Raw genomic sequence first — 19,337 nt, 5'->3', positions numbered from 1 at the left:
AGCTGTAGGGTGGGTAACTCGCGTAGCGATTACCCCCGTTGGGATCGGTAGACAAGGCTGCGCAGCCTTTACCGCCCCTTTGCCTTCTCATAGGCCGCGCTGTGCTCGCGCTTGCCCACGGCGACCACGACCACCACCACGCGCTCATCTTCCACCCGGTACACCAACCGATAGCCCGAGGCGCGTAGCTTGATCTTGTAGTGGTTCGGCATTTCTCGCAGAGCGTCGGGTGGCACTCTGGGCAGCTCCAGACGCTCGCGCAGTTTCTTCTTCAACTGCTCGCGCACCGTGTGCCCGAGCTTCTCCCATTCCTTCAGCGCGGACGGGAGGAACTCCAGGCTATAGGTCATCCAGATTCACCGGCACGGGTGTTTCGCCGGCGCGAGAGCGGGCGAGTTCGGCCAGCTCCAGGTCTTCCAGCCGCTCGACCATTGCCTCGAATTCCGCAGCCGGCACCATGTAACCCATCACCCGGTTGTGATTCAGCACCGCCACCGGCCCGCCATTGGCGCTGCCGATCACTGCAGACGGGTTCTTCTTCAGCTCTGACACGCTGACGGCCTTGTTGGCCAGTACGTTTTGCATGGGAAAGACTCCTTTTCAGGTCTTTATTCTGGTCTTTTTTGATCGGAGCTGGCAAGGTAGGAAGGAGTCGCTGGTCTGGCCGATGGCCTGCACCGGGCTGTGGCGGAGCGACTGGAGAAACGCCTGCAGATGGCGGATAGGACAGCTGGGTAGTTGTCAGCCGTAGGGTGGGTAACTCGCGCAGCGATTACCCACCGTTGGCATCGGTAGACAAGGCTGCGCCGTTGTCTACCCTACGCGCTGCTTGTCCAGTCGCCAGTGCGCGAACAGGCGAACCCGCAGTTCGCCGATATGCCCCTTTGCCCAGGGCGACTTCAGGAGGCCGAGCAGGAACATCAGCGGCACGAGCCAGATGGCCGCTTTCCAGACCTGGGCGATGATGGGTGTGAAATCCAATTTCAGATTCTCCGACTACGGTGGGGTGGGGCTGCGTGTTGGTCAGTTGTAGGGTGGGTAACTCGCGTAGCGATTACCCACCGTTGGCCTCGGTAGAAAAGGCAGTGCGGCTGTCTGCCCTGCGCGCTTACGCGCACACCTACTTATTTTTCGGCATATCTTCAGGTGGTATTTCTTCCGGAGGTATGGGTTTTATTGATTCAGCTAAGAATGTCAACTTCTCTGCTGAGCCCTCGCATCGGTCTGGGCTGCTCAGGTCGTAACTCGTGATGGAATCGCCGCCGTATTGGTCTATATGTTTTCTTAGTCCGAATCTGTGAGGGTGCGGCAAGATGCTTACCGTGCCTTTAGAGATTAATTCTTTATCTTGATTCGGCATTGGTAGAAATATCTGATATTGATTATTTCCAAATAGCACTACGAATTGAAGGTATGGGGCGGAGTTGTTCTCTTCAAGTCTTTTGTATAGGTAGTAGTCAATTCTGTCTCTTGGCAGTGGTCCGGAAATTTTGGTTACCAATACGCTCAGAGGCTTATAGGGAAAGGATTCAAAGCTCTGCCTTTCTTCTAATACCCACTTGTAAAGATGAGAGCATTCTTCTCTGAGGTCTTCCGGCATAACCGAAAGCGCCATCTTGACTAGACATTTGTAGGCGGCCATCGGTAGAAATGGGTCTCTAGTTAGCGTTATGGTAACTTTCCCAGTGTCCGGATCAACGGTGCAGCGCTCATCTCCAGATTCAATGCTGATCACTAAATGCTTTGGTCTATTTGATTCTATTCTTAATTTTTTGTCTTTTGATTTTGATGTTGGGACTCCATTTTTTCCCGGAACCATATGCGGTGAGCGCCAGGGCATGGTCCACTTCCCAAAAGCATCCTCGATGGTGTCGGCGAAAAATTTATTACATTTGTCGCACTCTTGAAGATCTATTAGAGATTTGTTTCCAATCATCTCAGGGAATGCGTGGGCTTCCATTGAGAAGCTGACTTCTGGTTCGCCTTTTTTGCAAAAACGGCAGTATCGCCCCTCTGCTTTTGAGCCTAAGTAGCTCTTTTTGCCAATAGTCAATACTCCAGAGGAAATGGGCGGCCCGTAATTTGCCCCGAACCATATAATTCGCTGGATCGTTAGGTCGTCAATGGCGCTGAGGTCAAGATTTATTTCATTTTTGGCAGTCATGTTGTTCTTGAGTTGCTAGGGGTAGTGAAGATTTTTTGGGTAAGATTCATGCGGCAATTGGCAGTCGTAGGGTGGGTGACTCGCGTATCGATTACCCACCGTTGGCATTGGTAGACAAGGCTGCGCCGTTGTCTACCCTACTTGCTGTGGCGACCTAACGAAGCTGTAGAAAAACCCCAAAAACACTGCCGCCACGCACGCCCCAGCGCCGCGTTTTTTGCGCACGGCCGGATTACATGGTCAGCAGGGCATTCGAGGATGTTTTGAGCGGATACCCGCCCGGTGGGCGTCCATGTCGGACAGGCAAGCCCTGACGAGGCGCCCGGTTGGGGCGGCTGCAGGGGCCGGCACTCATTGCCAGGCCCCGTGGGTCGCCAGTTTCTCGATGTTGTGAATCAGGCAATAGAGCTTCCACTGCCCGTCCACGCGCTCCCGGCCCCGCAGGGTGAAGCGGTCCAGGCGCTTGTTGTAGCGCAGGTTGCCGAACACCGGTTCCACCGTGGCGAAGCGCCGGCCGATCATCTCGCGCCCCTGCGGGCTGTCGATGCGCTGACGCATCTGCTCCAGCACATCGTCCTCCCGCTGAGCCCTGGGCAGGAAAAACGCCACCTGCCGTGCCGCGGTTTTCTCCGGGTTACGCAGGCATTTCGCGCGCTGCAGGCAGGCCAGGCAGTCGCGCATGGCGCCCTGGAACTTGATGGCCCGCAGGCCCTTGATCAAACAGTGGCTGCCGTTGCCGTACAGCGACTTACCGGCCGGACACACGCAAGTTTTCTGCTCCGGATCGAAGCGGAAATCGGCGGGCGTATACAGTTTGGAAGCACGTGGCTTGGGGTTTTTGTCCCAGAGCGGGTCGGGCTTGCTCAGGTGCAGCTCCTGCCCGGCATAGCGCGGGTCGCGCTGACGATAGCCGTTGTCGGGGATATAGGCCGGGATGCCGGCTGCGCTCAGTTGTTCGAGTCCGGCTCGGCTGTGGTAGCCGGCATCGGCGGTGTAGCAGGTGTCGGGGGAGCGGACATGGGCCGTAGCCTCGACCGCCGGGCCGAGCAACGCCTGCTCTGCGCCGGTGCCATGGGCCTGGGCTTCGACGATGATCTGTGCCTTCTCGTCCACCGCCGCGACCCCGGTGTAGCCCTGGATCACGCCCTTGCCGGTGGCCATCTTGGCCGACTCGTTGTCGGTGCGATTGGACAGGTTGACCCGTCCGGTCACGCCCTTGTGGTCCTCCGGATTGTCATTCAGCCAGGCACGCAGTTGCCGGGCACTGGCTTGCAGGCGCTCGAGCTGGCGTGCAGCACGCTGATCCTCGCCCTCCGGACTATGGTCGCTCTGACGCTGCCGCTCGATCATCGCCCGGGCGGCCTTTTCCATTTTCTCGGCTTGACGCAGGAAGTCGGCACGGGTGCCGCTGCGGGCCTTGCTGGCGTTGCTCGGCAGCTTCACGCCATCGATGGCGAACATCTCGCGGCCAATCAGGCCCTGGCGGTCACAGACGGCGAGCACCTGGGCGAACAGCTTGGCGGCCAGGTCGCCCATGTTGGAGACGAACGCGGCCAGGGTGGTGAAGTGCGGCTGGCTGTCGCCGGATACGGCCATGAACAGCACATGCTCGCGGCAGGCGGCTTCCATCTTGCGGCTGCTGACGATGCCGCGGCTGTAGGCCAGCAGAACGATCTTCAGCAGCACGGCCGGATCGAAGGCCGGAGCGCCTTCGACGTCGTTGCGGTAGCGGGCGTGGAAGCCGGAGAGATCCAGTTCGTGGTCGACCAGGTAACACAGGGCATGCTCGAAGCTGCCGGGCAGCAACTGCTTGTCGAAATCCACGGGGAGCAGCTTTAACCCCTTGTGAACGGACTTGAACCGAGGCATCGCCTCGCGCCTCCCTGCGAATGGATGGGTCGAAGGGTATCAGGCCCGACACGGACCGATAGCAGGTTTTTCTACAGCCTCAACGTTTGGTTAAGGGGCGGGCTTTAGCCCGTCCCAGCGAGCAAAGCGAGCGACTTGAACCAGTTGTTATGTGCTAGCGCAGTTTTCCCGCGTAGCCTCTGTTGACATACCTTTTGATATAGCTATTGAGCCCGTGGCCGGCGATGGCCAGGGCTTTCATTTGCTCTATATGATGTCGACCTGCACTCTGGTAGTTATATATGTATGTCGCGCCAGTTGTAAATTGCACGGTTATCGATTCACCCCCAATTTCATAATAGGCAACACCAGAGTCACCGCCCAGATTTTTGTACCTTTCATAGAAGTAACTCCTGAATTTATGAGCGCACTTAGGGATGGTCTGAAGTAGTCATGTATTTCTGGCTGACTTCAGCCCCCCGCCGACTTTGAAAGCGGAGAATCGATCAAAAACGATCAGATCACCCGCTCGTTTCTGCGTTTTTTAGCTGCCGCGAGCACGTCGCAGCAACCGTTTCCCGCATTACAGGCGCACCTCTCCTGCATTCGCCAGTAAATATCGGCGCGCCATCCACAGATTCGACAAGGCGAACAGCGTCACCAACTGTGACGTGTTTTTGGCCAATCCCCGGAAGCGCACCTTGGTGTAGCCAAACTGGCGCTTGATCACGCGGAACGGATGTTCGACCTTGGCTCGTACCTGGGCCTTGGCCTTCTCGATCTTGCGGATCGCTTTGTATAAGGCGCTACGCTTGCCATGCTTCTTGTAGGTACTGCGCCGGGCCGCGACCTGCCAGATGACCTGCCGACCTTCATGCTCGGGGCGCTTCTCTACGCCGGTATAGCCCGCATCGGCACTCACTACGTTTTCCTCGCCATGCAGCAGTTGGTCGACTTGGGTGACATCTGCCACGTTGGCTGCCGTGACCACCACGCTGTGCACCAGACCCGACTCAGCGTCGGCACCAATGTGAGCTTTTGCGCCGAAGTAGTACTGGTTGCCCTTCTTCGTCGAGTGCATTTCCGGGTCGCGCTTGCCGTCCTTGTTCTTCGTCGAGCTCGGCGCATGGATCAGGGTGGCGTCGACAATGGTGCCCTGGCGCAGCGACAGTCCGCGCTCGCCCAGATAGCCGTTGATCACCTCCAGTATTCCCCCGGCCAGTTCGTGCTTCTCCAGCAGGCGACGGAAGTTGAGGAGGGTCGTTTCGTCCGGGATGCGCTCCAGGCTCAGGCCGGCGAACTGGCGCAGGAGAGTGGTTTCGTACAGCGCTTCCTCCATCGCCGGATCGCTGTAGCCGAACCAGTTCTGCATCAGGTGCACGCGCAGCATGGCTGCCAGCGGGTAGGCGGGCCGACCGCCTTCGCCCTTGGGATAGTAGGGCTCGATCAGGGCGATCAGCCCCTGCCACGGCACCACCTGGTCCATCTCGAGCAGGAAGCGCTCGCGGCGGGTCTGCTTGCGCTTGCCGGCATACTCGGCATCGGCGAAGGACAGTTGCTTCATCGGGAAACTCGGACAAGGGAGCGGGTGTATTTCACCAGAATCGGGAAGTCTTTTTCAGGATTTCCTTAGGTCGATAGGTGTGCAACAACGCCGCCGACTCCGATAGCCCATGTTGTTTCAAAGACTGAGCTGAAGAACACACGAGTACGAGCAGTTAATGTTTTTACCATAGACACCTCCTTAATGTTGTTTTGATCCGATGGAATCAAATTGATACTTGCGTAACGCAACAAAAGCAGCAGAAGGGCTACGGAGCCAACAAGCGCCATAGGGATTGCCAGTCCCCCACCTATTACCCCTATCGGCCTAAATGCACTCCTTGCACATAACGTAGAGCTAACCGGCGCTGCGCGGCTTTATCGCGCAGCGTCCAGCGACCGAAGGGAGCGAGGTTGAGCGCCATGTTAGAGCTCGGATTTAGCACGGCACACCCTCTTGCCATGTGAACAAAAAGCCCTGCCACCACTCACCAAGCGACTTTGGCGGTGCCGGATAAAACGGGGCAACTGATGCCATGATGGTGAAGAACAGAATATGGATGGCGAAATAGAAACCGAGGCACAAGCCGATGGTGGGGAAAAGCCTGCGATCAGCTTTTGGAGTCTTTCGATAAATGTAGATGGTGGCAACAACCCACGCAGTAGATGTGGATAGCTCAAGAAGATCGTGAAACTGCCAATGCCAGTAATAGCCGCCACACGAGAAAAGGCCAAAGAATACGCCACTGGCAACGGTCAGCGCTATGCATGCGGCAAGAATGAGAGAGCGGAGGCGGTGCGCAGTCATGAGAGCTCTAACTATTATTAGACACCAAGTGGTGCATAACTACCTGAACGGGCATGGTGTATATTAATCCGGCAATAAAATAGGGCATAATCAGCATTTTCCCGATGACCCGTGACGCCCGAAGCCTCAGCCCCCTGGAACAGCGCGAAAAACGCGCCATCGCCCTTCGCATGCGCGAGCAGGGGTATACCTACCGAGCCATCGGCGAAGCCGTTGGCGTTCATCTGCGCACCGTGGCGCACTGGGTTGAGGTGGCGCAGCGCCAGGGCAAGGCGGCTGCCATCGAGGGTGGCCAGCGCGGGTCACTGCCAGGAGAGCGCCGCAGCCTCAGCCCGGAGCAGGAGGCGCTGATTCGCACGTTGCTGCTCGATACCATGCCAGACCAGCTGAAGCTCGCTTTCGCGCTCTGGACTCGGGAGGCGGTACAGGCCCTGATCGCCCTGCACTGTGGTTTTCAGATGCCGATCCGGACGGTCGGCGAATACCTCAAGCGTTGGGGCTATACCCCGCAGCGGCCGTTGAAGCGCGCCTATCAGCAGCAGCCCGAGGCGATACAGCGCTGGTTGAAGACCGAGTACCCGAAGATCGAACAGCGTGCCAAGGCCGAGAGCGGCGAGATTCACTGGGGCGATGAAACCGGCTTGCGCAGCGATAGCCACGCGGGGCGCAGCTACGCCCCGACAGGGCGAACGCCGGTACGCGAGGTCAGTGGAAGCCGCTTTGCCACGAACATGATTTCGACGGTGACCAACCGGGGCAAGCTGCGCTTCATGCTGTACCGGGAAACCATGACGGCGACTGTGTTGATCCGCTTCCTGGGGCGGCTGATCCGGGACACCCAAGGGCGCAAGGTGTTCCTGATCCTGGACAACCTGCGCGTGCATCACTGCAAGACAGTGAAAGCCTGGCTGGGCGAGCGACGAGAGCGGATCGAGGTGTTCTTTCTGCCTGCGTACGCCCCGGAGCTCAACCCGGACGAGTACCTCAATGGCGACCTCAAGCAGCAGGTGCGCAGCGGGCCGAGCGCGAGAAGCCGGGAGGCTCTGGAAGGACGTGTTCGTTCGGTCATGCGCCGCCTGCAATCAAAGCCCGAGCGAATTCGCTCGTACTTCAGGCACCCCAAAATAGCCTATGCGGCATGATTTGGGGTATTGGATTGCCGGATTAATAACATTCCTGACCACTCCCGTCCTCACTGTCTAGCTCGCTGGTTTCGCGGCAATGGTGACTCTGTAGGACCGTTATACACCATGGGCAGCAGGTTCAGGCAAGTCCAGTGTGCCATCACTCCAGCAATCCCGGCTGAAGCCGTGATTGACTCCTTACGTCCTTATGACTAAGGTTTGCCCGCTGTCGCCAAATCGGCAGCCTGGGATTGGCGTCCCGGTAGCAAAGGCGGTCACGAAACCGCTCATATGCGGTTTTTTTGTGCCCGCGACATGGCTGCACCCGTTATGGGCGGGCCGTGTGTGGGGGTCTTCGGACCCGCCGGTCCCTTTGCCCGGTACGCCAACCCGCACGGTTCCGCTCACCCAAATTGGCGTTTGGGAAGCGGTCAACGGACTGCAAAGGAAAAAACACCATGTCGGCCATCATCAGCCAGCTCGACACTGTCAGCTTTCACGGACACGATCTCACCGTCATCACCACGCCCGCAGGCGAACACCTCGTAGCGATGAAACCTATCTGCGAAGCCATCGGCCTTTCTTGGCGTGGTCAGAACGAGCGCATCCAGCGTCACGAAGTCCTCAAGGAAGGTATGCGTGTAATACGCACCCCTTCCACTGGTGGCGAACAGGAAACGATCTGCCTCCCCCTCGACTACCTCAACGGCTGGCTGTTCGGCGTGGATGCCTCCCGCGTCAAACCCGAAATCCGCGAGCGACTGGTGCAGTATCAGCGCGAATGCTTCGCCGCGCTGGCCGCCTACTGGCAGCAGGGCGAGGCGGTTAATCCGCGCACGGTGGCTCCAGCCACCGCCGAACCCATCCACCTCACCTACAACGACCGCCCGTTCCGCATCGTCCCCGAGGGCGCGGCGCTGTGGTTCGTCGCCGTCGATGTGGCTCGCGCCCTGGACATGCGCGACGGCCATTGCCTCACCCGCCATCTGCGCAGCGAGCACAAGGCGCTGCGGCAGGTCGGCCACAAGCGACTGAGCCTGATCGACCGGCCCGGGCTGGAGCTGGCCCTGCATCACGCCAGCCCGGCGCGGGCCGAACCGCTGCGTCTGTGGCTTGAAGCCGCCCTGGAGCAGTTCATGCCCGTCGCGGCGCCACGTGCGCTGCCGGGCGGGCTGTCCGGCGAGCAGCAGGGCGCGCTCAAGGCGCTGGTGGCCGCACGCATCGAGGCGTTGCCCGAGCTGGAACGGGGCAGGGCGGCGACGCGCTGCTGGTCGGCGCTCAAGTCCAAGTTCGGCTGCGGTTACAAGGAGATCGCCCCGGAGCGGTTCACCGAGGCGGTGAGTCTGGTGGCGCGCATCGTGCTGGAGGGCGAGCTGCTGGAGCCGGAGGCGCCGAAGGGGGTGGGCCGCCTCGACATCGACTACCCCATCGAGGACTGGAAGGCCCGCAACCCCCAGCAGTTCCGCCACGACAACCCGAACAGCCCGGATCTGGTGGTCGGCTATGGGGATCTGCTGTCGAGCGGCTATTCCCCCTGCTGCGACCTGCTGGACAAGCTGCACAACGCCGGTTACCGCGTCGATGGCGCCTTCTACGAGCTGCGCTCCTATCAGAACCTGATGCTCCAGATGGACATGGCCATCCGGCTGATGGTCGGCAATGCGCGCCAGGCAATAGAAGGCTTCGAGCAGGATCGTCGGCGCCTCCAGAAATTCGTTGGCGTGAAGGGCCACCGGGCCTGACGCCCGGCCCGGCCTGCGCCATCCCCTGAGCGGGGCGCCCCTCGGGCGTCCCTCGACACCGCCTGTTCCGAACCGACCCTGCTGCTGGGCAACCCCAGCGGCACGGGCAGCTATACCCGCTGACTTTTAAGGAGAATGCGAAATGAACGATCTGGTAATCGCCAACACCACCATCCGTCAGGATGCCGAAGGCCGCTACTGCCTGAACGATTTGCACCGGGCGAGCGGCGGGGAGAAACGCCATGGCCCAAGCTACTGGCTGGCAAACCAGCAGACCAAAGAGCTTGTTTCCGAATTGGAAACTACCGGAAATCCGGTAGTTACCCTGGAGGGTCGTAACGGCGGTACCTACGTCTGCAAGGAGTTGGTGTACGCCTACGCCATGCGAATCAGCCCCGCGTTCCACGTCAAGGTTATCCGCACCTTCGACGCCGTGGTCACCGGCCACAAACAGGCGGTCGGCGGCGAGTTCAGCCAGGGCGTTTTCAGGGAGTTCCAGTTCACCCGCCTGGAGCTGGTCAAGACCGTGGCGGACATGACCGAGCATTCCCTGCGGCTGGCCAACCTGCTGGGCCTGCGGGACAACCAGGGCCGCTTCTACGCCGACAAGCTGGTCAGGCGCCAGATCGGCATCGGCCCGATCGAGTTGCTGGGGCTGCCCTCGCTGACGGCGGCGGAGGCCGATCTGACCTTCTCCCCGCAACAACTGGGCGCCCGCTTCAACATGTCGGCGCGAACCTTCAACAGCCTGCTGATGCGCTGCGGCTTCCAGTTCAAGGCCCCGGCGGGGGAAAGCCCGGCCTGGCGGCCCACGCCGAAAGGCGAGCCGCATTGCGCCTACGAGGATACCGGCCGGCAGCACAACGACGGCGCGCCGGTGCGGGTCCTGCGCTGGAAAGAATCGCTGCTGGACGAGCTGCGCAAGGCGGCCACGGAACTGGGCGGTTTGCTCAAGCCGGTGGCCCGAGGGTAACGCCAATTCCCAAGCCCGCCCCGTGCGGGCTTTTTCATGCCCGGAGTTCCGCATGACCATCAACGCCAGCGACGTGAAGTTGCTCAAATCCCAGCGCCTGACCGACGAGGCCGACGGCGGCGGGCGCGCCACCGGCACCGCCGTGGTCGACGGCGAGGTCAACAACCTGTTCCCCGACATCAGCCGCCTCGACCGCACCCTGGGCCGCATCAACCTGCGCAAGGGCTTCGCCGGCGTGCTCACCGACAACGCCGACGCCTATCTGGGCGCCCACTGCATCCTTACCCAGGCCCCGGCCGATCCGCGCGTCTCGGTGCTGCTGTTCAATTCCGGCAGCCAGACCGACGAGCGCGACGACGCCCGGAGCGCCATCGAGAACTACGTGGTGCCGGCCACCGCCGCGCCCTTCGAGCTGCTCGGCAACCAGTTGGCCGGCCAGCGCTCGATCGCCGGCGTGCAGCGCGAGGAACACCGCATTCCCGAAATCGGCGAGGTCTACCAGCTGGTCAACGGCACCACCAGCCAGTACGTGCGCATCACCAGCGTCGAGGCCACGCTGGAGAACTTCATCTACGAATACGCCTCCGGCCAGTTCCTGACCCTGCCGCGCCGGCGCCTGCAGCTGGGGATCAGCGCCGCGCTGCTGGCCACCTACCCGGGCGGCAGCGTCAACCCGGCCGGCACCACCGCCACCAACGCCGCCAGCCAGGCCAAGGCCTCGGTGCTGTCCACCCAGGTGGCCGATGCGGCGAAGTACTACGGCATCAGCCCGCTGGCCGAGGCCGTGGCCCAGGGCGACCTGACCCTCAAGGTCGAGTCGGTCTATGCCGCCCTGGTGCCCAGCACCAACAAGGAAACCGCGCTGCTCGACCAGCTGGCCGGCTACAGCCGCCGCCAATATCTGGCCTGCGGCGCCGCCCGCTCGCCGGCGCTGACCTTCGCCCAGGTGGTCAGCGGCCAGTCGCGGTCCTTCCTCGGCACCGGCGCGCTGCCCGGCTCGATCACCCTGACCGTCAACGGCGGGGTCTATGCCGACGACCGCAAGGGCAACCTGAATTTCGTCAGCGGCAGCAACACCTTCAGCAAGCTCACCGTCGACTACGTCACCGGGCAGATCGACGCCTACAAGGCCACGACCTTCACTGGCGCGGCCAGCGTGACCTACACCCCGGCCGCCGCGGTGACCGGCGAAACGGTGACCGGCGAGATCCCCGTCGACCTGGCCAGCCGCGGCTACGTCTACACCCTGAACCTGGCCAACGCCAAGCCCAAGCCCGGCACCCTCACGGTCAGTTACCTGGCCCTCGGCAACTGGCAGGAGCTGAGCGACGCCGGCAACGGCGAACTGGGCGGGCAGGGCAGCGGCAGCATCGACTTCGCCACCGGCAGCGTCTCCGTCACCCTGGCGGCGCTGCCGGATGTCGGTTCATCGCTCATCTACAGCTACGTCGGCGACAACGCCGCGGCCTACACCCAGCGCACCGGGGCGAGCGTCGCGGCCAAGGCGCGCATCAGTCACCGCCTGCCCCACGACGGTATCCAGCCGGGCAGCCTGACCGCCACCTATCTGGTCGGCGGGGTGACCAAAACCATCACCGACACCGGCGCCGGCACCCTGAGCGGGCAGGCCAGCGGCACCATCGTCTACGCCACCGGCGAGCTAGACATGGAGCTGACCGCCACCCCGGACAGCGGCAGCGCCATCAGCTACAGCTACCAGCAGGGCAGCGTCGCCGACAGCGTGCTCAGCGTGACCCCGGATGCCGCGGGCACCGTGTCCGGCACCATTCCCGGCGCGCCGCTGCAGCCGGGCAGCGTGCGGATGAGCTGGTCGGTGCTGCAGCGCCAGGCCGTGCCCTCGTCGGCGACCGAGTCGACCTACGAGCAAACCCTCGTCCTCGACCGCGCGGTGGCCGACAACGGCAGCGGCGGCTGGGTCGGCGTCAGCGGCACCCTCGACTACGCCACCGGCGCCTTCACCCTGCGCGTCGAGGAGAGCTACGCCTACAAGGAGTACACCTACAAGCAGACCGGCGGCTGGCCCTTCACCTCGACCGAGCTGAAGAGCACCACCACCAGCCTGCAGGAGCAGTACGGCGGCACCCTGGTCGCCCGCGCCCAGCCGGCCGGGGTCAGCTACGGCGCGCAGACCGACAGCCAGACCGCGCCGCCGCTGGCCTTCGACCTGCTGCCCAACGTCGCCGAGCCCATCGTGCCCGGCTCCTTGATCCTGGCCTGGGGCGGCGACACCTACGTCGACCGCGACGGCGTGCTCTACAAGGGCATCAGCAGCAGCACCAACGCCGGCAGCGCGGTCGGCGCCGTCGACTACGCCGGCGGCACCGCCACCCTGAGCAGCTACCCGAGCGGCAAGACGGCGAGCATCGACGTGCAGGGCTGCCTGACCAGCAACAGCGGTTTTGCCGTGGTCGACGTCACCTTTCGCACGCCCGGCGCGCCGCTGCGCCCGGCCAGCCTGCAGCTGACCGCCGTGCGTACCGACACCGCCGAGGTGGTCACCGCCACGGCAGACACCAACGGGACCTTCGGCGGCCCGGTGATCTGGGGCACGGTGGACGTGGAAACCGGCATCGTCCGCCTGAAGTTCACCAGCGACCCGGACGACACCAGCGGGGCGAGCGACATCCCGGTGATTCCGGCGCTGCTGCGCTACAACGCCGTCCTCTACAGCAGCCTGCCGCTGAATGCCGAGCTGATCGGCCTCGACCCGGTGCGCCTGCCCGCCGACGGCCGGGTGCCGATCTACCGCGAGGGCGATGTGCTGGTGATCCACCACACGGCCGAGACGACGGTCGCCAGCCCGCTGGCCGGCACCACGGAAACCCTGGCCCGCGCGCAGCAGGCCGCCATCGAGGTGGTGGATGCCGCCGGCCTCGCCCTGGACCCGGCGCAGTACACCGCCGACCGCGAGCTGGGCAGCGTCACCTGGGCCAACCCGCTGGTGGTGCAGGATGCCGGCGGCAACCCGCTGGTCCTGCCGCTGACCATCCGCGACCGGGTCGAGCACATGGCGGTATGCAGCGAGGTGCAGATTTCCGGCGCCCTCGGCGTCGGCGCGCCGCTGCCCTGGGACCTGCCGGCCGGCGAAACCCAGGTGTCCAGCGCGGTGGCCTGGGGCGACCTGCAGGCCCGCCTGCACACCTGGTACACCCAGAAGACCTGGAACAGCGGCGCGCCCAATTGGACCGACAGTCCCAGCGGCGACAGCACCACCAGCAACTACAACAGCCTCAACTATCCGCCGGTGGTGACCAACAAGGGCGCCATCGCCGGCAAGTGGGCCATCGTCTTCACCTCGGCCACGGCATTCAACGTGGTCGAGGAAAAGCTCGGGGTGATCACCACCGGCAACACCGCCAGCGACTGCGCACCGACCAACCCGGCGACCGGGGTGCCGTACTTCACCATCCTCGCCGCCGGCTGGGGTTCGGGCTGGGCGGCCGGCAACGCCATGCGCTTCAACACCGACAGCTGCCTCGGCCCGCTGTGGATCGTGCGCACCGTGCTGAGCGGACAGGGCACGGTCGAGGATGACCAATTTCGGATTCAGATCAGGGGGGATGCGGACTGATGACCGTGCGTTTCTATTCGAGCCTGGATACCGGGGCACCCGCGCTGAGCGGCAGCCGGATCATTGATCGCGTCAAGCAGATCCTGCTGGCCTGCCTGGTCAACGGCTACGGCAGCAAGCCGGCAGCCGGCTGGGCGGTCGGCCACGAGCATGCCGACGGCTTCTCGCTGGGCAACGGCGAGGGCTTCGTCAACCTCGTGAGTCTGGGAAACTCCTCCTACGCCGCGTACATCATGGAGGCCATCACCGACGGCTCCACGGCGCTGGCGGGCGGCGTCAACCGGCGCAGCGGGCCCTGGTACGACGGCTCCACGGAAAACAGGCGGCAGGTCTTCTACTCGGCGAACTTCACGGCGGGAGCAAACCCGCATTGGGCGGTGGTGGCGGACGACAAGACGTGCATTCTGCAGCTCGGCTACGGTACAAGCACGGCGGACGGTAGTGGGTCCTGTTTCGCGCAGGTGTTCGGGCGCTACCTCAATGCCGCTGGGCTCGGCGGTTTTTGCTCGCTCGGAGGGGTTGCATCTTCCTCAAGTTCGGGCACTGGATCACTGATCGGATTCAGCGGCGCCGTTTTGCGCAATCCGTTCACGGGACTGGCGGATCAGGGGACAGGCCCCCTGTACGCCTGCCTGGGGGCGGCCTACCAGTCGGGGGCCGGTACGAGCCGCAGTCCGCTGCAGCCGGATCGGCTGGTTCCGATCCGCGCCGGATTGCTGGGGTACGGGGCAGGGATTTCCGGCGGAGCCAGTTCTGCCGCGGCCGTATTCTGCGGGCAGTTGCGGGGCATCCTCAGCGAGCCGGTGCTGAGCGGGGCGCCGGCCTCGCAGGTGTTGCCGCTGCTGGGCTCGAGCAATACCTGGCAGGCCCGGGTGACGGTGGTCACGCTGGCCAACGGCAAGCAACTGATGCCGCTGTTCCCGAGCACGCTCGATCAGGGGTTTTTCGTCAGCCTGGATGCGGCGGACTGGGAGTGAACCATGGTCGTCATGCCCCCCGTCACGATCCCGCTGGCCCTGGGCCTTGCCCTGCGGCGCATCACCGTTCAGATCACCCGGGATGGCGAACAGACCGGCAATCAGAAAATCGCCCAGCTGTTGACGCCCGGAAGCCTGGTCCTGCAGGTCGCCTTCGTCGCCCGCGATGGCTACAGCGACAGCCAGCTGTTTCTCGCCTCGGCGGTCGACGGCCCTTATCTGCTGCTCGCCACCGATGAGGCCCCACCCAAGCGCGCTGCCGCTCGCTACCCGACGATCAGTGAGGACGTCACCCTGAGCCTCGACCTCAACGACGGTAGCGGTGCAGCGGGCGGCTCCCCGGCAACGCTTGCCGCCCGCGTGCGGGTCGACGGGCTCGATGCCGCCCGCGAAGTGCTCGCCGTGGAGCGGCAGACCGACGGCGCCTGGCGCATCGCCGGCAGCCTGCGCACCGAAGACGGTTCGCTGGACCTGCGCGTCACTGGTGGCGCCGTCTACGCCCTGGCCCTCGACGACTACGGCACCCTCTACCAGCCGAACCGCGCCGTGGCAGTGGGCGACGTGATCCGCCCGAGCGTCTTCAAGGGCTGGCTCTACCGCATCACCGAAGCCGGCAGCCTGCCGGCCAGCGAGCCCGCCTGGTGGGACGGCAACCTCGCCGGCCCGCAGGACCTCGGCAGCGCCCGCGCCGAGGTGGTGCGCTACCACCGTCCCCTGGCCCATGGCCCCGTACCCGTCGAGACGATCTGATGCTGACCGCCGATATCGGCGCCGGATGGCGCCGCGCCCGCACGTCCGGCGATCCCGAGGCCGCCGCGCCCTGGAACCGCCCGCCGCCGCGCAACCGGGCGCTGGCCGGCGCCTGGCAACACGGGCAGCCCCGCGAGCGGGCCGGCAGCAGTCTCTGGAGTGGTGTCCCCGCCCGCGACCGCTCCGGAGTGCAACCTTGGAGCACTGCGGTCCCGGTCAGTGCCGCCGAGAAGGCCGCAGCCTGGGATGTCGTACCGCCCTGCGACCACGCCAATGCCAGCGGCTGGGACCGCAGCATCCGCCCGCGCGAGGTGCGCCTGCGCCTGCTCTACAACCCGAAGCCGGCGCGCAAGGATGCCGGCACGGCCCAGGCCTTCCAGCGCTGCGACGAGTTCGGCCCGCGCATCGATGCGGCCGAGGCCCTGCGCCGCAGCGTCTACCTGCCCGGCACGCGGCCGCTGGCCTTCGACTTCGCCGGCGAGCGCTACAGCCCGGGCACCACGCCCGAAGTGTTCTTCGACTTCCGTTATATCGCGCCGACCCGCGCCATCCAGCCGGTGGACAGCGGCAGCGCCCCGCGCTGGCAGTCGGCCCGGCGGCTCGACCTGCGCCGCGCCCTGCGCTGGGGGCCGGGCCGTCCGATGGACCCGGCCGGCGTCGGCATCGCCTACCCGGACTACGACGGCCCGGTAGTCGCCATCGAGCCGGCCGTCGAGCCCGACATTCTGGAGACCTACATGATCGCCAACAGCGTACAGCTGGTGGTGCTGCCCGAGCGCACCCCGCTGGAAGCTACCGGCCTCAGCGTCAGCCGCGATATCGACGCCTTCGCCTGGCAGTTCAGCGCCCAGCTGCTCGGCCGAACCTCGCTCAATCTGGTGCGCCCCGACAGCAACGGCCCGAAAGCCGTGGAGCTGACCATCAACGGCCACGTCTGGGTGTTCCTGGTCGAGCGCTACAGCGGCCAGGGCAGGTTCCCGGCCGAGCGCTTCACCATCGGCGGGGTATCCCGCACCCAGCTGCTGGCCGAGCCCTACGCGCCCAGGCGCTCGGCGGTCAACGCCGTGGCCATCAATGCCCGGCAGGCGGCGGCCGACCAGCTGACTGACACCGGCTTCACCCTGAGTTGGGACAGCGCCAACCAGTACCCGCCGGACTGGACCCTTCCGGCCGGCGCCTTCAGCTACCAGGACCGGACCGCCCTGCAGGTGATCGCCCGCCTCGCCGAGGCCATCGGCGCGGTGGTCAAGCCGGCCCGCGACAGCGACGCCCTGAGCGTGATCCCGCGCTACCGGACCGCGCCCTGGGCCTGGGCCGGCGAGGTGATGGAGCGGATCATCCCGGCCGAGATCGTCGGTGAATGGGGCAGCGAATGGAGCCCGCAGCCGGTGTGGAACAGCTGCTACGTCAGCGGCACCACCCATGGCGTGGCGGTGGACGTGCGCCGCGCCGGGACCGCCGGGGATGCGCCGGCGCCGGACGTCTACGACGAGCTGATCACATCCACCGACGCGGCCCGCTCAAGGGGCATCGCCGAGCTGGCCAAGGGCGGCAACCAGGAGATCGTCACCCTCGCCCTGCCGCTGTTCCCCGAGGCCACCGCCCCGGCCCTGATCGAGCCGGCCATGCTCTGCGAGGTGCGCGACATCGACGGCACCTGGCGCGGCCTGTGCCTGGCTACCGAGATTTCCGCCGAAGGCATCGGCGCGGCCCGCGTCACCCAGACCGTGCGCCTGGAGCGGCACCACTGAGAAGCGGCATGGACATCACCAGCCTCCGAAAGGAGTTTATCGGTCTGCTGCTTGGCGGTATTAATCCGGCAATACGAAAGCACAAATAAGGCTCATACTAGTATCGGCATATATCCTTGATTTTCAAGGAGAAACCAAAATACAGAAAGTGCCCTATTGTATTGCCGGATTAATATCTGCGCCGTCGGTAACGGATTCCGAGTGATCTGCGTCAGCCGTTTCCTGTTCGGTGGTGTCCGCGCCGTCGGTAACGGATTCCGAGTGATCTGCGTCAGCCGCTTCCTGTTCGGTGGTGTCCGCGCCGTCGGTAACGGATTCCGAGTGATCTGCGTTAGCCGTTTCCTGTTCGGCGGTGTCCGTACCGTCGCCACTGTCAGCGAAGTAGACATCGTCAGCGGCTTTGAATGATTCATCCGAGCGTTCTTCAACAACGCTGGATGGGGGGGATTTTTCGGGTGCGGTTACAGTAGGTTGCTCGTAGGAGTTTTTGTGATGGGCAGCCAGTCTATTTTTTATTTCCTCATGATCGTCGTAGACAAATCCTTTGTAACCAATCGCCATTGGAGTATCGAAAACTTGCCTTACGCCTATGTCTCCCGTTGAGGCGTGGCTTAGGGTTGTTGTTACGCCAAAGCTATTCTCTTCGATAAGTGCTGCGCTTGATGTGTTCGTGCTGTCATTGGTGTCTGTTGGCGGTGTGTATAATACCCTGGGTTTGTTGGGGGTTATTGTTTGGCTATATTTTCTATTGGCAAAGAACTCTCCCTTGTAGGTGATGTCAAGCTCTCTTGTGTAATATATTTGATATGGGATGAATATTTTTGTCTTGCACTGGCTGCAGACCATTTCCTTGTAGTCTTTTACTTGTTGCAGTTTTTGACTTTGCTCGGGTGGAAGGTTTTGTAGTGCATCAAGTATTTCAAATGGGTTGACCGAATAGTACCGTGCGGTGGGGATCGCTACGCTATATTCTTTTATGTTGTTTATGCCTATGCCTGCCTTGGGGAGAATTTTGGCCAGGATTGCAGTTGAGGCTTGTGACGAGTTCCCCGTGTGCTTATAGAAGTTAGGGAAGGCTATTTGCTTTAAGTGTTGATATGAGTCTGATGGGTCGATAGTGTCTCTTGTGAAGCACTCTTTTGATGGTAGATATTTTTTTGTGTTGTCTTTCTGGTCTGTTTCTTTTATCTCCTTGAGCTGGCATCCATTTTCTTCTGGGGCAAGTGGCTGGGTATTGTCGTGCTGGTTGGGGGTCATTTTACTGATGTTTTCGATAGGTATCCTGGCGATTCTTATTGACGTAAAGGTGCATTCATTGTTATCCAGAGTTGCATTGCAGTTTGGAGTGTAAATGTTTGCGTATATATCGCCTATGAAAAGATCCTCGCGTGGCGGGTAGATGGTGTTTATGTCGTAATCACTCATCGCTCTGGCTGGGGGAGGTGATGGCTTTACTTCATTCCCCGAGCATCCGTGCAGCAATAGTAAGGTGCTGAGTGTTATTGCTTGTTTTTTCATTGTGGTTCCCTGTGTGAGGTGGCATGTTCCTTGTTTACTGCATGATTTTCGATTGTTTTACTGCCCAACCTTCCAAGAGAATCATAGTTAATTTTCTATTTTGGGGAGTTTTGAACGGTGCTTTCCTGTTCTGGTAAGCACCGTTGGCGAGAGTCCGCACCGGACGTCTACGACGACCTGTTCAGTAGCACCGATGTGGTCCGCATCACCCAGACCGTGCGCCTCGAGCTCCACCATTGACCGGCGGGTTGCACCCGCCCTGTAGGGCAGGTGCAACCCGCCAATCGCAGGAACCGAAATGGCCACCGTCAACCCCTGGAAGAAATTCATCGGCCTGCTGCCCGGCGGCGTGCGCGCCGTCGGCACCGTGACCGCCGTCGACACCGCCAGCGGCACCAGCACCGTCGAGCTGCGCAACGGCGTGTCGATCGCCGCCCGCGGCACCGGCGTGGCAATAGGCGGCAAGGCCTTCGTCGTCGACGGCCAACTCGTCGGCCCGGCGCCGGAGCTGCCGCAGTACGACATCGAAGTCTGAGCGTAACCCCATC

General features: G+C 62.7%; 15 protein-coding genes and 1 pseudogene. 8 read left to right on the top strand and 8 right to left on the bottom strand.

Features of this window, described 5'->3' with window-relative positions; genetic code table 11:
• Positions 1-68 precede the first annotated feature (68 nt).
• The 7 genes and pseudogenes from GCU53_RS04230 to GCU53_RS04195 all read right to left on the bottom strand — a co-directional run bounded on the left by GCU53_RS04230 (position 69) and on the right by GCU53_RS04195 (position 6,362).
• Positions 69-350, bottom strand: coding sequence for a type II toxin-antitoxin system RelE family toxin (locus tag GCU53_RS04230; protein WP_152386504.1), 282 nt, complete (start codon positions 348-350; stop codon positions 69-71).
• Entirely contained in the window at positions 340-585 is a 246-nt protein-coding gene (locus GCU53_RS04225; RefSeq protein ID WP_152386503.1) for a type II toxin-antitoxin system prevent-host-death family antitoxin, read from the bottom strand. The genes GCU53_RS04230 and GCU53_RS04225 overlap by 11 nt, the downstream gene beginning before the upstream one ends.
• A gap of 240 nt (positions 586-825) precedes the next feature.
• A pseudogene (locus GCU53_RS04220) lies at positions 826-981 on the bottom strand (nuclease); the annotation flags it as partial.
• Positions 982-1,120: 139 nt separating this feature from the next.
• Positions 1,121-2,164 (bottom strand): HNH endonuclease, encoded by a 1,044-nt coding sequence (locus GCU53_RS04215; protein ID WP_152386502.1) that lies wholly within the window; start codon positions 2,162-2,164, stop codon positions 1,121-1,123.
• Positions 2,165-2,515: 351 nt separating this feature from the next.
• Positions 2,516-4,033, bottom strand: coding sequence for a transposase (locus GCU53_RS04210; RefSeq protein ID WP_152386501.1), 1,518 nt, complete (start codon positions 4,031-4,033; stop codon positions 2,516-2,518).
• 562 nt (positions 4,034-4,595) lie between these two features.
• Positions 4,596-5,576 (bottom strand): IS5 family transposase, encoded by a 981-nt coding sequence (locus GCU53_RS04200; protein ID WP_152385958.1) that lies wholly within the window; start codon positions 5,574-5,576, stop codon positions 4,596-4,598.
• Positions 5,577-5,993: 417 nt separating this feature from the next.
• Complete coding sequence (locus tag GCU53_RS04195) at positions 5,994-6,362, bottom strand: hypothetical protein (RefSeq protein ID WP_152386500.1); 369 nt, start codon at positions 6,360-6,362, stop codon at positions 5,994-5,996.
• Positions 6,363-6,466: 104 nt separating this feature from the next.
• Here GCU53_RS04195 and GCU53_RS04190 point away from each other — a divergent pair, with 104 nt between their 5' ends.
• The 7 genes from GCU53_RS04190 to GCU53_RS04160 all read left to right on the top strand — a co-directional run bounded on the left by GCU53_RS04190 (position 6,467) and on the right by GCU53_RS04160 (position 17,271).
• Positions 6,467-7,504: an IS630 family transposase gene (locus tag GCU53_RS04190; RefSeq protein ID WP_152386499.1), complete on the top strand. Its 1,038-nt coding sequence runs from the start codon at positions 6,467-6,469 to the stop codon at positions 7,502-7,504.
• A gap of 440 nt (positions 7,505-7,944) precedes the next feature.
• The gene (locus GCU53_RS04185) at positions 7,945-9,228 is read left to right on the top strand and encodes a phage antirepressor N-terminal domain-containing protein (protein WP_152386498.1); all 1,284 of its coding nucleotides are present in this window, start codon (positions 7,945-7,947) and stop codon (positions 9,226-9,228) included.
• A gap of 142 nt (positions 9,229-9,370) precedes the next feature.
• Positions 9,371-10,201: a KilA-N domain-containing protein gene (locus tag GCU53_RS04180; protein ID WP_152386497.1), complete on the top strand. Its 831-nt coding sequence runs from the start codon at positions 9,371-9,373 to the stop codon at positions 10,199-10,201.
• Between the two features lie 52 nt (positions 10,202-10,253).
• Positions 10,254-13,793 (top strand): hypothetical protein, encoded by a 3,540-nt coding sequence (locus GCU53_RS04175; RefSeq protein ID WP_152386496.1) that lies wholly within the window; start codon positions 10,254-10,256, stop codon positions 13,791-13,793.
• Complete coding sequence (locus GCU53_RS04170; RefSeq protein WP_152386495.1) at positions 13,793-14,770, top strand: hypothetical protein; 978 nt, start codon at positions 13,793-13,795, stop codon at positions 14,768-14,770. Before GCU53_RS04175 ends, GCU53_RS04170 begins: the two co-directional genes overlap by 1 nt.
• Positions 14,771-14,773: 3 nt before the next feature.
• Positions 14,774-15,520, top strand: a complete 747-nt coding sequence (locus tag GCU53_RS04165; protein WP_152386494.1) for a hypothetical protein — start codon at positions 14,774-14,776, stop codon at positions 15,518-15,520.
• Positions 15,520-17,271 (top strand): hypothetical protein, encoded by a 1,752-nt coding sequence (locus tag GCU53_RS04160; RefSeq protein ID WP_152386493.1) that lies wholly within the window; start codon positions 15,520-15,522, stop codon positions 17,269-17,271. Before GCU53_RS04165 ends, GCU53_RS04160 begins: the two co-directional genes overlap by 1 nt.
• A 153-nt stretch (positions 17,272-17,424) precedes the next feature.
• Here the strand turns inward: GCU53_RS04160 and GCU53_RS04155 are convergent, their stop codons facing one another.
• The gene (locus GCU53_RS04155) at positions 17,425-18,789 is read right to left on the bottom strand and encodes a hypothetical protein (RefSeq protein WP_152386492.1); all 1,365 of its coding nucleotides are present in this window, start codon (positions 18,787-18,789) and stop codon (positions 17,425-17,427) included.
• A gap of 298 nt (positions 18,790-19,087) precedes the next feature.
• Here GCU53_RS04155 and GCU53_RS04150 point away from each other — a divergent pair, with 298 nt between their 5' ends.
• The gene (locus tag GCU53_RS04150) at positions 19,088-19,324 is read left to right on the top strand and encodes a hypothetical protein (RefSeq protein WP_152386491.1); all 237 of its coding nucleotides are present in this window, start codon (positions 19,088-19,090) and stop codon (positions 19,322-19,324) included.
• Positions 19,325-19,337 lie beyond the last annotated feature (13 nt).

This window comes from Azotobacter salinestris (assembly GCF_009363155.1).
GTDB classification, from domain to species: Bacteria; Pseudomonadota; Gammaproteobacteria; order Pseudomonadales; family Pseudomonadaceae; genus Azotobacter; species Azotobacter salinestris.
This window is presented reverse-complemented; position numbering and strand designations above follow the sequence as displayed.